This is a genomic window from Pantoea sp. PNA 03-3, assembly GCF_003201175.1.
Lineage (GTDB): Bacteria > Pseudomonadota > Gammaproteobacteria > Enterobacterales > Enterobacteriaceae > Pantoea > Pantoea stewartii.
This window is the reverse complement of sequence record NZ_QICO01000008.1, coordinates 106,225-119,720: the sequence shown is the minus strand read 5'-3', so window position 1 is coordinate 119,720 and position 13,496 is coordinate 106,225. Positions and strand designations below refer to the sequence as shown.

Sequence of the window (13,496 nt, the reverse complement as noted above, 5' to 3'; positions counted from 1 at the left end):
TGTTTGTTATGAAGCTTACTATTTTGCGGTTGACCTCTCTAACGCAGCAGGATCGGATCGATCTGGGGAAAATCTGGCCTGAGAGGGATTTGGCCACGCTGGAAAACGCGTTAAATGAAAATCACCGCCTTTATGTCGCGCGCTTCAACGACCGTTTGCTGGCGGCGTTACAGTTAGAAATAGCCGGTATCCACTGTAAAGTGCATCATCTGACCGTCAGAGATGTCACGCGACGTCGCGGTGTCGGGCAATATTTGCTGGAAGACACGATGAAGCAGAACCCATCGCTGGAGGACTGGTGGATTGCTGATGACGGTAGCGAAGATCAACGCGTTCGGGCGGCGTTTATGCAGGCCTGTGGATTTCGTGCGCAGGTTGATGACTGGGTAAAATAAATCGCGGGCAATAAAAAGGGCGACCTGAGGTCGCCCTGTCTCGTCAGGCTTCGATAGCCATTCGGAGTTTTTTCATCGCGTTCTTCTCAAGCTGTCGGACGCGCTCAGCAGAAACACCGTATTGATCGGCCAGTTCCTGCAGGGTGGTTTTGTTGTCTTCGTCCAGCCAGCGGGCACGGATGATATGCTGGCTGCGCTCGTCCAGCCCTTCCATTGCATAAGTCAGCTTATCGGCTGCGTGCGATTCCCAGTTGTCCTCTTCGATGCCGTCCGCAAAGTCAGAGGTTTTATCCTGGAGATACAGCACCGGCGCCATGGATTTTCCTTCGCCGCTTTCATCGTCAGCGGACATATCGAAGGTCATATCCTGAGCCGCCATGCGCGATTCCATTTCTCGCACATCTTTGCTGCTCACGCCCAGCTCACGCGCCACCATCTCGACTTCATCCTGGTTAAACCAGCCCAGACGCTGCTTGGTTTTACGCAGGTTAAAGAACAGCTTGCGCTGTGCCTTAGTGGTCGCCACTTTCACGATGCGCCAGTTACGCAGCACATATTCGTGAATTTCTGCTTTGATCCAGTGAACGGCAAAGGACACCAGACGAACACCCACTTCAGGATTGAAGCGACGAACGGCTTTCATCAAGCCAATGTTACCTTCCTGGATCAGGTCAGCCTGAGGCAGGCCATAGCCAGAATAGTTACGAGCGATATGAACAACAAAGCGTAGGTGAGACAGGATCAGCGTCTTTGCCGCATCCAGATCGCCCTGGTAATGCAGCCGTTCAGCCAACGCTTTTTCCTCTTCTGCCGACAGCATCGGCCAGGTGTTGGCAGCCCGAACGTAAGATTCCAGGTTGCCCAGAGGAGCAATAGCTAAAGTTTGCATTTCTTTGGTCATTCAAACCCTCACAAAATCAGTGGAATTGCCGCATCTTTCCATAAGCGCACGTCACATTATGTCAACGTCGCAGGAAAACCAAAAGCAATCTGTGCTACTTAGAAAACAAAGTTATCCACAAGTTCAATTATAGCAGTGAATATTTTACACACAGATGACAGCAGGGCAACATCCTCTGCGCCCACTGTCGGCAGCAGAGGATGATTATAACAAAAAAATGTTGCAGCGCTTTACTGGGGCGTAAATCGACGTAAATGTTGTACGGTTGCCAGCCAGGCGGCAATCCAGCCGATAATGGCGGCGATGAGCAACAGCAGTAACGCCTCATCCCAGGAAAACCCTTCCAGAGAGAAGGTGGTGCCAAATACCGACGCCACCTGAGCCACAACAGACTGCAGGCGCAGCACCAGCACTTCAGACAGGATCAGGGAAAGTACCGCGCCACTAAACCCCAGTAACGCGCCACCATACAGGAACGGCCGCAGGATAAATCCATCTGTTGCCCCGATCAGCTTCTGAACGTTGATCGTATCGCGGCGGGCAAAAATACTCAGCCTGACGCTGTTACCAATCACGAGGAAGACCGCCACGATCATCAGGATACCGATCATCGACGCAATTTGACCGACCAGGCCGGTCAGCGCCGCCAGACGGGCAAACCAGCTGTCATCCATCCGTACCTCATCGACGCCCTGCACTTTCGCCACTCTGTCGCGTAACGTTTGCATGGTGTCCGAATTCTGGAAGTTGAGCTTTGGCGTAATGATAACGACAGCAGGCAGCGGATTCTGTTCCAGCATGTCCATCGCGCCGCCGAAGCCTGACCAGTTGCGGAATTCATTCAGGGCTTCTTCACGCGTCAGATAGTTAACGTGATCCACGCCCTCAACCTGTTTCAGTTGCGCGGTCACATTCTCAGCAGCCGTATCATCCAGCGTTTTTGAGAGATACACCGTCAGTTGCGGCGCGGGATACCACTGCGAAGCCGCCTGACTGGCGTTTTTCCACACCATATAGCAGACGCTGGGCAGCGTCAGGGAAATCGCAATCACCATCACTGTCAGCAACGTCGCCAGCGGCTGACGCCACATATCTGACAGCGTACCGCGTAGCGCGTAGCGCCACTGTTCCTGCCAGCCACCGCGTAACGCTTTGCTCTTTGACGGTTGCTTCGCCTTCGGGGCTGCCGCGCGTTTGTTGCGTTTATTGACCATCGTGGCCTCCGTGCAGGCGTCCTTTATTCAGCGTCATTACCCGATAATTGCGGCAACCAATAAGGGCAACATCATGCGTCGCCATCAAAACGGTCACACCTACGCGGTTAAACTCTTCAAACAGGCGCAGGATGTCTTCTGACAGCGCCTCATCCAGGTTACCCGTTGGTTCGTCAGCCAGCAGAACGGCGGGCTTATTCACGACGGCACGGGCAATACCGACACGTTGCTGTTCACCGCCGGAGAGCTGAATAGGAAAACTTTTCGCTTTGTCGAGCAGGCCCACTTTATCGAGCGCCGCCGAAACACGACGACGGATATCCTCGCCGCTGGCACCGGAGATGATCAACGGGATGGCCACATTGTCATAAACGCTACGATCCATCAGCAGATGGTGATCCTGAAAGATCATCCCGATCTGACGACGCAGGAACGGCACTTCGCTGTTACGTAGGCGCGAAATATCGTGTCCGCTAAACCAGATTTGCCCGGCGCTGGGGCGCTCAATGCCACAAATCAGCTTCAGCAACGTACTCTTACCTGCCCCGGAGTGGCCGGTCAAAAACGCCATTTCGCCAGGACGCAGATTAAAATCTACGCCCTGCAGCGCCTGACGTCCGCCGAGATATGCCTTACTGACCTCTTCAAAGCGAATCATCCTAATTAGTCCTCTCGGGCAAACAGTGCCTCAATAAAATCCTCGGCCTTGAAGGGCCGTAAATCGTCGATGCCTTCTCCGACACCGATATAACGGATAGGGATGCCAAACTGATCGGCGACCGAGAAAATCACGCCACCTTTGGCTGTCCCATCCAGTTTAGTCAGTGTAATGCCGCTCAGCCCTACCGCTTCATGGAACAGTTTGGCCTGGCTGATGGCATTTTGCCCGGTACTGGCATCCAGGGTCAGCATGACTTCATGTGGCGCCTGCTCATCCAGCTTCTTCATCACACGGGTAATTTTCTTCAGCTCTTCCATCAGGTGCGATTTATTTTGCAAGCGCCCTGCGGTATCCGCGATCAACACGTCAACGCCACGTGATTTGGCCGCCTGGATGGCATCGAAAATCACCGAGGCAGAATCCGCGCCGGTATGCTGCGCGACAACGGGAATGTTGTTGCGCTGGCCCCAGACCTGAAGCTGTTCAACAGCGGCCGCACGGAACGTATCGCCCGCCGCCAGCATCACAGATTTACCTTCTGCCTGATACTGACGTGCCAGCTTGCCGATGGTGGTGGTTTTACCCACGCCGTTCACGCCGACCATTAAGATGACAAACGGGGTTTTACCTTCGACATTCAGCGGTTCATCGACTTTCGCCAGGATCGCCGCCATTTCGCTTTTCAGCAGGCCATAAAGCGCTTCCGCATCGCGCAGTTGCTTACGGTCAGCATGCTGCGTCAGGCTGGTAATAATGCGCCGCGTCGTTTCCACGCCCACGTCGGCAATCAGCAGTTGTTCTTCCAGTTCTTCGAACAGGTCATCGTCGATTTTCTTGCCACGGAACAGGCTGATAAAACCCGAGCCCAGGTTCTGGCGGGTCTTCACCAGGCTGCGCTTCAGGCGGGCAAAGAATCCCTCTTTGGTGGGGCGCTCCTGTTCCTGCTCGTGCGCTACCAGCGGTGCGGCGGCTAACGGAATATCGCTGACCGTGTCGTCTGGCGCTGTCGCCCTGGCATCGTGCCCGACAGTTTCAACGTTAACGACGTCCGCGTCTCCCAGCGCCAGCGCAGCCAGTTCTTCGTCACTCAACGGCGCATCGTCCGCCTGTTCAGTTTCAGCGATGGCAGCGTCGTGCGGCGCGATATCTGTCACGTCGGCATCCGCCAGCGCCAGCGCGGCCAGCTCATCGTCACTCAACGGCGCATCGCCCGCCTGTTCAGTTTCAGCGGTGGCAGCGTCGTGCGGCGCGATATCTGTCACGTCGGCATCCGCCAGCGCCAGCGCGGCCAGTTCATCGTCGCTCAGCGGGGCATCGTCCGCCACAGGTGCCTGTTCAGGCGCGGATGAGGCAAGCTCAACCTCCGCTGACGGCAGCGCAGTCAGTTCCTCATCGTTGACGTCATCGGCAGGCTCAACGGGCGTGATCATACCGGTATGCGGATCAACCGCCGTTTCAGGCCCGGCTACACGGGCGGTAACCGGTACGTCTTCAGACGTAGCTGCATCACTTTCCTGTTGCTGTTCAACACGGTTTTCAGGTGCGGCACCGCGTTCCTGTTCAGCGGTTTCCGCCTGACTGCGTGCCGGGGCTTCCTGTTCTGGCTGCTGGGCTTCCGGTTGTGCCGTCTGCGCATCCGTTAAGGGTTGTTTCTCTTCTTCTTTGCCAAATCCCAGCCAGGAAAAAAAGCCTCGTTTCTTCTCTTTTGCCATTGTGTAACCACACTCCTCGATGGCTTCATCCCGGTAGCACAATGTTCCCAGGGTTAAAAACAGTATTGGTGATAAACGCCAAAGTGGCGTTAAACCGCAGAATTATGCATAACATCAGCAGCGTCGTAGTCTAACACTTTCCTGGCGGCTCACCACAGCACCCTTTTTTAACGTTTCTTCTCATCGTTTCGCCCGTTAAACTACGCAACAAATTATGACGATTTGTGAGCAAGATGATAAAACCTCCCCGTAAAACAGGTGGTGCGGGCCAAATCCGCATTATTGGCGGACAGTGGCGCGGCCGCAAATTACCGGTGCCAGACAGCGCGGGTCTTCGTCCCACCACCGACAGGGTGCGAGAAACCCTGTTTAACTGGCTGGCACCCCACCTGCAGCAGGCTGACTGCCTGGATTGCTTTGCCGGAAGTGGCGCACTGGGGCTGGAAGCGCTCTCACGCTATGCCGCGTCGGCAACGCTGCTTGAGCTGGAGCGCCCGGTGGCGCAACAGCTGAGCAAAAACCTTCAGACATTGCAGGCCTCAAACGGCAACGTTGTACAAACCAACACTCTGAGCTGGCTGGCGCAGGACGGTCGTCCCTTTGGTATCGTGTTTGTCGATCCTCCGTTTCGGCAGGGTTTGCTGGAGCAAACCCTGCAACTGCTGGAAAAAAATAACTGGCTGACAGCGGATGCACTCGTCTACGTTGAAAGCGAAGTTGAAAACGGCCCACCGCCGGTGCCGGTTCACTGGGATTTACATCGCGAAAAAATTGCGGGCCAGGTGGCCTATCGTTTATATCAGCGCCAACAGGAGACGCATGATGTTACTTAATTTAGGACGCCTGCTGATGCTGTGCGTATGGGGTTTTTTACTGTTTAACCTGATTCATCCGTATCCGAAGCCCCTGACCTGGTTCATCAATGTGGCCTTGATATTTATGATCCTGATGCACGGCCTGCAGTTAGTCCTGCTGCGCACGACGCAGGGCAAAGATGCACCACCGCTCGATCGCGCTACCCAGATCAAAGTCTTTTTATTTGGCGTGTTCGAACTGGTTGCGTGGCAGAAAAAAAATTTCCCACGTAAATAAAGGATAACGGCGGGCGTCACGCTCGCCGTCAGTTTCCGGCAGGCGTGAAGCGGATAAAGCGCGTGCCCTGAAGTGTCAGCTCGCCTTTCGTGCCCTTGTCCATCAGATGGTAGTCGCTTTCATTAACGCGCATCTTAATATCGCTTTCGCCATTGAGCGGATGAAACCAGGCCTCATAGCGCATTTCGTCTCCGGCGATCACTTCGCGCTCACGTGAGCGGCGACTGGATACCGAAAACTCACGTTTGGTTTTGACCTCAACCGCGACGGTGCGTACCGGCGAGGCATCGTTGACGGCTGCCTCGCGCCGCTGTTTGATGAACTGGCGTGTCGCGAGTACGGCAATAATAGCCACGACGATAATAAAAAGTAGCGGTGGTTTCATCTTTCCTCAGCGTTTATCCGGTCTCAGATCGTCTTGCATTGCGCGATAAAGCATACAACCAGAGTTGACCGATTGTCACATCGCGCTGGCATAACCTAGACTGACAGGAGTGTTTCAGGAACTGTCACCATTTTGGTAAAAAGGGAGAAGCAATGCTCTGGTCCTTTCTCGCTGTACTTTTCTCCGGCTGGCTGTACGTTGATGCCTCTTACCGGGGCCCGCAATGGCAACGCTGGTTATTTAAACCTGTTACGTTGCTCCTGTTAGTCGGTCTGGCCTGGCAGGCCCCCACACGCAATACTTCTGATTACCTGATTGTGGCTGGGTTAGTCGCCACGCTCATCGGCGACACGCTGACGCTGCTCCCGCGGCAACAAATGCTTTATGCGCTGGGCGCGTTTTTCCTGTCGCATCTGCTGTACACGCTGTGTTTTGCGGCCAATATGACGATGACATTTTACTGGCCCATCCCACTAACGTTTCTGATCATCGGGGTGGTTGTGATTGGTGTGCTGTGGAGTAAGCTGGAAACGCTGCGCTGGCCCGTCTGTACGCTGATCGGCATGACGCTGGTCATGAACTGGATGGCCACTGAACAATATGTCTTCCGCCCCAGCGATTACAGCTTCTCAATTCTGGTTGGCTCTGCCCTGCTGCTGCTGGCCAATATCGTGTGGTTTATCAGTCATTATCGCCGCCGTTTCAGCGCCGACAGCGCGATTGTCGCGGCCTGCTACTTTGCCGGTCACTTTATGATCGTCCGCTCCCTGTGGATCTACTGAAAAAAGACACAATAATGCTGGCGTTGGGTTAAACCTCTGGGTGTAAGATAAGCCGTGGGCACGTCGCCCACGTCTTCCGGAGGTTATATGCATCAACATCATGCTTGTGGCTGCGGTAAGCCACGCAATACTCATCGAGCCGCAAAACCACTTTGTGCCATGCGCCCTGTTCGTCCGGGCACCTTATCCATTACTGCGGCCTCTCCTGAAACGACAGAGCGCGCCAACTGCGGCGGCGACTGTAGCTGCTCTGCCGCGTCTGCCGGCGAAGTCAGTGACGAAGGTGACCGACGACGATCCTCTGATGCTTTTCAGTTCAGCTGGCAGGTTAGCGGTATGGACTGCCCCAGTTGTGCCCGCGCAATCGAAACCGCCGTTCGCCAACTCCCTGACGTCCTGCAGGCCCGCGTCGTCTTCTCCAGTGAAAAACTTGTCGTTAATGCCCGTGCCCCGGTTCAGTCTGCAATAGAAGACGCCGTGGTAAAAGCAGGTTTTCATCTCTCCTCAACCTCTGTTTCTGCGCCTGCGCCATCGCCCTGGCATGCCCGTTTCCCGCTTTTACTGCTTGCTGCGCTCATGGTAGCCAGCGCTGCGCTCACGCAGGTGAGTGCCGTTTGGGGCGACCGGTTATTTATTCTGACGACGCTGGTCGGGCTGGTGCCGGTCGCGCGTAAGTCGTGGCAACGTCTGCGAACCGGCTCTGCCTTTACCATTGAAACTCTGATGACCCTGGCGTCGGCAGGTGCGTTATTAATTGGTGCGCATGCGGAAGCCGCCATGGTTCTGCTGCTGTTCCTGTTGGGCGAAAAACTGGAAGCCTATGCCGCAACCCGCGCGCGCAGTGGGGTAAGCCAGCTGATGGCGCTGCGTCCCGAGTTCGCTGTGCGCCTGCAAAATGGCACCCGTAGTGAGGTGCCCCTGTCCGCGTTGCAGCCTGGCGACCGGATCGTAATCGCGGCCGGTGGCCGTTTGCCGGTCGACGGCTGCTTACTGGCGGAAAGCGCCAGTTTCGATGAGAGCGCGCTGACGGGCGAGTCGTTACCGGTGCTGCGTCAGCGTGGCGAAAAAATACTGGCGGGTGCGACCAGCGTTGATCGTCTGGTGGAACTTGAGGTGGTTTCCAGGCCTGGCGAAAGTGCCATTGACCGCATTTTGCAGTTGATTGAGGAAGCCGAAAGTCATCGTGCTCCGGTAGAACGTTTTATCGATAACTTTAGCCGGATTTACACGCCAGCCATCATGCTGCTGGCCCTGCTGGTGATGGTGCTGCCGCCCCTGTTTGGCGCGGGTGCCTGGCTGCCCTGGGTTTATAAAGGCCTGACGCTGCTGTTGATCGGCTGTCCCTGTGCGCTGGTGATCTCCACGCCCGCCGCCATCACGTCCGGACTGGCCGCCGCCGCCCGCCGTGGTGCGCTGATTAAAGGAGGCGCGGCCCTGGAACGGCTGAGCACAGTGCAGACGATCGCGTTCGATAAAACGGGTACGCTGACAGAAGGCCGGCCGCAGTTGACGCGAATTTTGCCGTTCGGCGAGGCTAACGAAGACGCGATTCTGCAATTAGGTGCCGCGGTGGAACAAGGTTCTACCCATCCACTGGCAACGGCGATTGTGGCAGCCGCACAGTCCAGGGCACTGCCGCTTCCGTCTGCCACTCAACAGCAGGCACTGGCGGGAAGCGGTATTCAGGCTGAAGTGGACGGCCAGCGTATAACGTTGCTGGCACCGTCGTACGTCAGCAGCCTGAGCCCGGCGCACCAGGCAATGGTGCATGAGCAGGAAGCCCAGGGCGAAACCCTTGTGATGGTGCTGCGTAATGGCGAGGTGCTGGGGGCGCTGGCCTTACGGGACAAGCTGCGCAGCGAAACCCCCGCCGCCTTGCAGGCCTTAAAAGCGCTTGGCATCAACAGCCTCATGCTGACAGGTGATAACCCGCGGGCGGCCGCTGTCGTCGCCCAACCTTTAGGCATCGCCTGGCATGCCAGCCTGTTGCCAGCCGGTAAGGTGGAGGCGGTTCGTCAGCTCAGTGAGCAGCAGGTGGTGGCGATGGTGGGCGACGGTATCAACGATGCGCCAGCCATGAAGGCCGCCACGCTGGGTATTGCGATGGGCAGTGGGACGGATGTCGCGCTGGAAACGGCGGATGCCGCCCTGACGCGCAATCAGCTCAGCAACCTGGCCCCGATGATTGCTCTGGCGCGCCGCACCCGGGCGATTATCCGTCAGAATATTGGTATTGCGCTGGGGCTGAAGGCGCTGTTCCTGGTGACGACGCTGGCGGGGTTAACGGGATTGTGGCTGGCGGTGCTGGCTGATTCCGGTGCCACCGCACTGGTCACGGCAAACGCGTTGCGGCTGTTGCGCACGCGGGATGCATAACCTGACGGCGGCTCACTGCCGCCGTTATTCTCCCATCCCTTTCTGAATCAAAAACTGGTAAGGCAGCGTGTCGGTTTGTTCGGCCAGTAGCTGATGCTCCATAAACCGGCAAAAACCGGGGATATCCCGCGTGGTTGCCGGATCGTCCGCGATAATCAGCAGCGTTTCACCGTCCTGCATGCCGCGCACCGTTTTACGTACCATCATGACCGGCTCGGGACAACGCAGGCCCTGAGCATCCAGTTGATGGTCGGCGGAAGAAAATGCATCACTCATGACGGTCTCGATTTCAGTTAACGGGCGCTTATTCTAGCGCGTCCGCCCTTTGACGCAAGGCGGTAACGATTGCGTTAAAATTAGCCATTGCATTAATAGCACAACAGGGTAAGATGCGGCCGTTTTTTGTTCATACAACTGCAGCGCACTGAATGTTCAGTTGCCTGCACTGGGTTCCCTCACCCCACCACTAAAAAGGCTTACTATGCTCGCATTTACCCCGCGTCAGCGCGCTCATGCGCTCGTCTGGTTGTCCCTGTTTCATCTGCTGGTGATCACTTCCAGCAATTATCTGGTGCAGTTGCCTGTTTCCCTTTTCGGTTTTCATACCACCTGGGGCGCCTTTAGCTTTCCGTTTATTTTCCTGGCCACTGATCTGACCGTGCGCATCTTTGGTGCGCCGCTTGCACGCCGCATTATTCTGGCGGTGATGGTGCCGGCCCTGTTTATCTCTTACGCGATTTCCAGCCTGTTTTACCAGGGCGAATGGCAAGGCTGGCAGGCGCTGCAACAGGTAAACCTGTTTGTCGCCCGTATCGCCTGCGCCAGCTTTATGGCTTACGCATTGGGCCAGATTCTGGATGTGCACGTTTTCAACCGCCTGCGTCGCTTGCCGCAGTGGTGGATGGCGCCAGGCTGTGCCATGTTTTTAGGCAACATCAGCGATACGCTGGCCTTCTTTTTCATTGCCTTCTACAAAAGCTCCGATCCGTTTATGGCACAGCACTGGGTAGAAATCGCTCTGGTCGATTACAGTTTCAAAGTGCTGATTTGTATGATTTTCTTTTTGCCTGCCTATGGTGTTTTACTCAACGCTGCGCTCAAACGCCTGGCCGAACGCCAGGCCCAGCCGCAGATACATTTCGGCTAACCGGCAATACAGCCTTTCCTGACAATCCGCTAAAATCTCCTGACAATACTCAGGTTGCGTTTGCAACCTGATTCCTGTTGTATAAACGCCTTCGTGGAATGTTAAAAAGGGATTCTGATGCGTAATTTAGTGAAATATGCGGGAATTGGTTTGCTGGTACTCGGCCTTGCCGCCTGCGATCAAAAGAAAGATGAAGCAGCAAACGATAATGGCGCATCTGCCAGTCAGTCTGCACAAACCGTGGCGCTGATGGACGGTAAATTACGTTTTACCCTGCCACCTGGCCTGTCAGATAAGAGCGGTAAACTGGGTTCTCAGAGTACCAACATGCACGTTTATGCTGATGAAAGCGGTGCGCGGGCGATTATCGTCATTGCCGGTGAGCCGACGAATGAGGCCCTGGATGTGTTAGCGCAACGCATGGAACAACAGCAGCGTAATCGCGATCCCCAGCTTCAGGTTGTCTCCAATAAAGCGGTCACGCTGGGCGGTGAGCCGGCACAGCAGCTGGATACCGTCATCTCAGCAAACAACCAGACCTCCTGGTCCTCGGTTGTTCTGGCCAAAGTCGATGGTAAGCTGATGACGATGCAGATTACGCTGCCCGGGGACAATCAACAGCAGGCCCAAAGCGATGCTGAAACCGTGGTGAAAAGCATTACCCTGAAATAACGGCAAGGGCACACCACACCACCGCGCGTTAATACTGAGCCATGCAATGATCATTCTGCCGCATGGCTCAGTTATCACTCATCCCTTCTGCTTCAGACACGCTGTTCGCGCGCCTGACGCCAGTAATCAATCAGCCGCAGGTAGTTCTCTTTTACCGCCGCCACCAGTGCGTCGTCACGTATTTCACCCTGCAACCACTGGCGCGAGGGCTGTGCAAAGATTGTGCGCCCCACCGCAAACCCTTTTACCCACGGGGCCTGCGCCGCCGCGGCAAACCCCGCTTTAAGCGTGGCTTCTGGCGCATCAAGTCCCAGTAATAAAATGCCACGACAGTAAGGATCCTGCTGTTCGATCAAGGCACCTATGTCACGCCAGCTTGCCGGAGACAGGGGTGGGAGCTTCCACCAGTCAGGCTTGATGCCAAGCGCATAAAAGTGGTTCAGCATCTTCAGAAAATGCGCTTCATTGTGGTCTGGCTGGCTGTCAGGCAGGATCACTTCCAGCAGTAACTCATGACCGCTCTGGTTACAGCTTTTCCACACTTCCAGCAACAGCGCGTCCTGCTCCTCGCGCAGTTCGGCACTGTCGTGAGGATGATAAAACACCAGGCATTTCACCACATGCTCCGCTGGCCAGCCGATCAACTGGGAACCAATGCTGCCATGTTCCAGGCGTAACGGACGCGACCCCGGTAGTTCAATGGGTCGGCCAATCCATCGGTTCTTACCCGTAATCGCATTCAGCGTTTTCTGACCGAAGGTCGTGTCCGCCAGAATGCCGCTTTTACTTTCAATGCCGGCTTGCTGCACGGCCTGCTCCGCAGCCTGCAATAGCAAAAGTTTCAACTGCGGAATGCGCGAAACGTCCGCGCCAGCCTCCGTAGCCATCTCTACCAGCTGTTTGCGGTGATCAAAAGCGAAAATATTCAGTTCTGGCCAGGCGTGTTGACGCGACGTGACGCGGTGCAGATGGGTCAGACGGCTATCCAGATCGGGGCGTTTCACGTCCTGTTCGCGGCTTAAAAAGTCATCCAGCTCCTGTCGGGTGGGCATCGCAGGGGCGCACCCGTGTCGCGAAACCACCAACGCGCCACAGGCGTTTGCGTAACGGCAGGCCTGTTCCCATCCTTCATCGTTTAACCAGCCGCGCAGCAGACCGGACATAAACGCGTCCCCTGCGCCCAGCACATTCAGGACCTCGACACGCACGCCGCTGTGCAGTTTCACCGCTGCCCAGTTTTCTGGAATCGCGCCTTCAAATACCACGCATCCCATTGCTCCTCGCTTACAGACCAGCGTTGCGTTGCTCACCGTGCGCACGTTTTTCAGCGCGGTCAGCGTATCGGTGCTGCCGCCTGCGATATGAAACTCTTCTTCCGTGCCGACAATGAGATCGAAATAATGCATAACCTGCTGCAGTTGCGCGGTGACTTCAGAGGAGGCAATAAACCGGGTTTCCCCGTCCCCCAGTGAAGTCAGGCCCCACAATACCGGGCGATAGTCGATGTCCAGCGCGGTACGCAGACCATGCTTACGGGCATACTCCAGCGCTTTCAGCACGGCCGCTCGCGTCTGCGGGTGCGACAAATGCGTGCCGGTTACCGCAACCGAGCGAGAAGAAGCGATAAAGTCTTCATTAATGTCGTCTGGCACCAAGGCCATATCGGCGCAGTTGTCGCGGTAAAAAATCAGCGGAAAAGTGTCTTCATCTTTAATGCCCAGGATGACCAGAGCGGTCAGCCGCTTTTTGTCCGTGATAAGTGCTTCTGTATTGCAGCCGACCCGCTGCAAACTTTCCCGCAGAAAACGGCCATTATGTTCATCGCCTACACGAGCCAGCATGGCGGATTTCAGCCCCTGAATCGCCGTACCGTATGCGACATTGCCTGATGACCCGCCCAGATATTTCGCGAAAGACGTGGTGTCTTCCAGCCGCGCGCCAATTTGCTGACCATAGAAGTCGACGGCAATGCGTCCGATACAAATCACATCAAGACGCTTCTGTTCTCTCTGCATGCTTCTGGTTTCCTTCTGTGATGAGCAGACACTGCGGACAGGTTGTGCGTGGGGTCTGAAGGTGTCTGGTTAACGATAAACGCAGTATGAGGAACAAATATTCCAAACTCAATTCAAAATGAAACTTACACTGCGATTATGTGA

Annotated in this window: 14 protein-coding genes; 7 read left to right on the top strand and 7 right to left on the bottom strand. The window is 55.8% G+C overall.

Annotated elements, in window-relative coordinates:
• Positions 1–8: 8 nt before the first annotated feature.
• On the top strand, positions 9–395 hold the full coding sequence (gene panM / locus C7433_RS19000; protein WP_110268723.1) for an aspartate 1-decarboxylase autocleavage activator PanM: 387 nt from the start codon (positions 9–11) through the stop codon (positions 393–395).
• A 43-nt stretch (positions 396–438) separates the two neighbouring features.
• Here the strand turns inward: panM and rpoH are convergent, their stop codons facing one another.
• The 4 genes from rpoH to ftsY all read right to left on the bottom strand — a co-directional run bounded on the left by rpoH (position 439) and on the right by ftsY (position 4,883).
• On the bottom strand, positions 439–1,296 hold the full coding sequence (rpoH, locus tag C7433_RS18995; RefSeq protein ID WP_006121051.1) for an RNA polymerase sigma factor RpoH: 858 nt from the start codon (positions 1,294–1,296) through the stop codon (positions 439–441).
• Positions 1,297–1,526: 230 nt separating this feature from the next.
• Positions 1,527–2,510, bottom strand: coding sequence for a permease-like cell division protein FtsX (ftsX, locus tag C7433_RS18990; RefSeq protein ID WP_110268722.1), 984 nt, complete (start codon positions 2,508–2,510; stop codon positions 1,527–1,529).
• A complete protein-coding gene (ftsE, locus tag C7433_RS18985) occupies positions 2,500–3,168 on the bottom strand; it encodes a cell division ATP-binding protein FtsE (RefSeq protein WP_110268721.1) in 669 nt (222 codons plus the stop codon). The genes ftsX and ftsE overlap by 11 nt, the downstream gene beginning before the upstream one ends.
• Before the next feature lie 5 nt (positions 3,169–3,173).
• Positions 3,174–4,883, bottom strand: coding sequence for a signal recognition particle-docking protein FtsY (gene ftsY, locus C7433_RS18980; protein ID WP_110268720.1), 1,710 nt, complete (start codon positions 4,881–4,883; stop codon positions 3,174–3,176).
• A gap of 233 nt (positions 4,884–5,116) precedes the next feature.
• On the opposite strand from ftsY, the gene rsmD reads away from it, so the two are divergent.
• Both rsmD and C7433_RS18970 read left to right on the top strand, forming a co-directional pair.
• Positions 5,117–5,716 (top strand): 16S rRNA (guanine(966)-N(2))-methyltransferase, encoded by a 600-nt coding sequence (rsmD, locus tag C7433_RS18975; protein ID WP_110268719.1) that lies wholly within the window; start codon positions 5,117–5,119, stop codon positions 5,714–5,716.
• On the top strand, positions 5,706–5,975 hold the full coding sequence (locus C7433_RS18970; protein ID WP_006121057.1) for a DUF1145 family protein: 270 nt from the start codon (positions 5,706–5,708) through the stop codon (positions 5,973–5,975). Before rsmD ends, C7433_RS18970 begins: the two co-directional genes overlap by 11 nt.
• A 28-nt stretch (positions 5,976–6,003) precedes the next feature.
• On the opposite strand, the gene C7433_RS18965 is transcribed toward C7433_RS18970, so the two are convergent.
• Positions 6,004–6,360, bottom strand: coding sequence for a DUF2500 domain-containing protein (locus tag C7433_RS18965; protein WP_033738213.1), 357 nt, complete (start codon positions 6,358–6,360; stop codon positions 6,004–6,006).
• A gap of 152 nt (positions 6,361–6,512) precedes the next feature.
• Here C7433_RS18965 and C7433_RS18960 point away from each other — a divergent pair, with 152 nt between their 5' ends.
• Together C7433_RS18960 and C7433_RS18955 are read left to right on the top strand one after the other, a co-directional pair.
• Positions 6,513–7,142, top strand: a complete 630-nt coding sequence (locus C7433_RS18960) for a lysoplasmalogenase (protein ID WP_033738214.1) — start codon at positions 6,513–6,515, stop codon at positions 7,140–7,142.
• Between the two features lie 87 nt (positions 7,143–7,229).
• A complete protein-coding gene (locus tag C7433_RS18955; protein WP_110268718.1) occupies positions 7,230–9,518 on the top strand; it encodes a zinc/cadmium/mercury/lead-transporting ATPase in 2,289 nt (762 codons plus the stop codon).
• Between the two features lie 24 nt (positions 9,519–9,542).
• Here C7433_RS18955 and tusA read toward each other — a convergent pair whose 3' ends face one another.
• Positions 9,543–9,794 (bottom strand): sulfurtransferase TusA, encoded by a 252-nt coding sequence (gene tusA, locus C7433_RS18950; protein WP_006121061.1) that lies wholly within the window; start codon positions 9,792–9,794, stop codon positions 9,543–9,545.
• Between the two features lie 205 nt (positions 9,795–9,999).
• Here tusA and C7433_RS18945 point away from each other — a divergent pair, with 205 nt between their 5' ends.
• Entirely contained in the window at positions 10,000–10,665 is a 666-nt protein-coding gene (locus tag C7433_RS18945; protein WP_110268717.1) for a 7-cyano-7-deazaguanine/7-aminomethyl-7-deazaguanine transporter, read from the top strand.
• 117 nt (positions 10,666–10,782) lie between these two features.
• The gene (locus C7433_RS18940) at positions 10,783–11,337 is read left to right on the top strand and encodes a DcrB family lipoprotein (protein WP_006121064.1); all 555 of its coding nucleotides are present in this window, start codon (positions 10,783–10,785) and stop codon (positions 11,335–11,337) included.
• A 92-nt stretch (positions 11,338–11,429) separates the two neighbouring features.
• Here C7433_RS18940 and iolC read toward each other — a convergent pair whose 3' ends face one another.
• Complete coding sequence (gene iolC, locus C7433_RS18935; protein WP_033738224.1) at positions 11,430–13,352, bottom strand: 5-dehydro-2-deoxygluconokinase; 1,923 nt, start codon at positions 13,350–13,352, stop codon at positions 11,430–11,432.
• Positions 13,353–13,496: the final 144 nt, after the last annotated feature.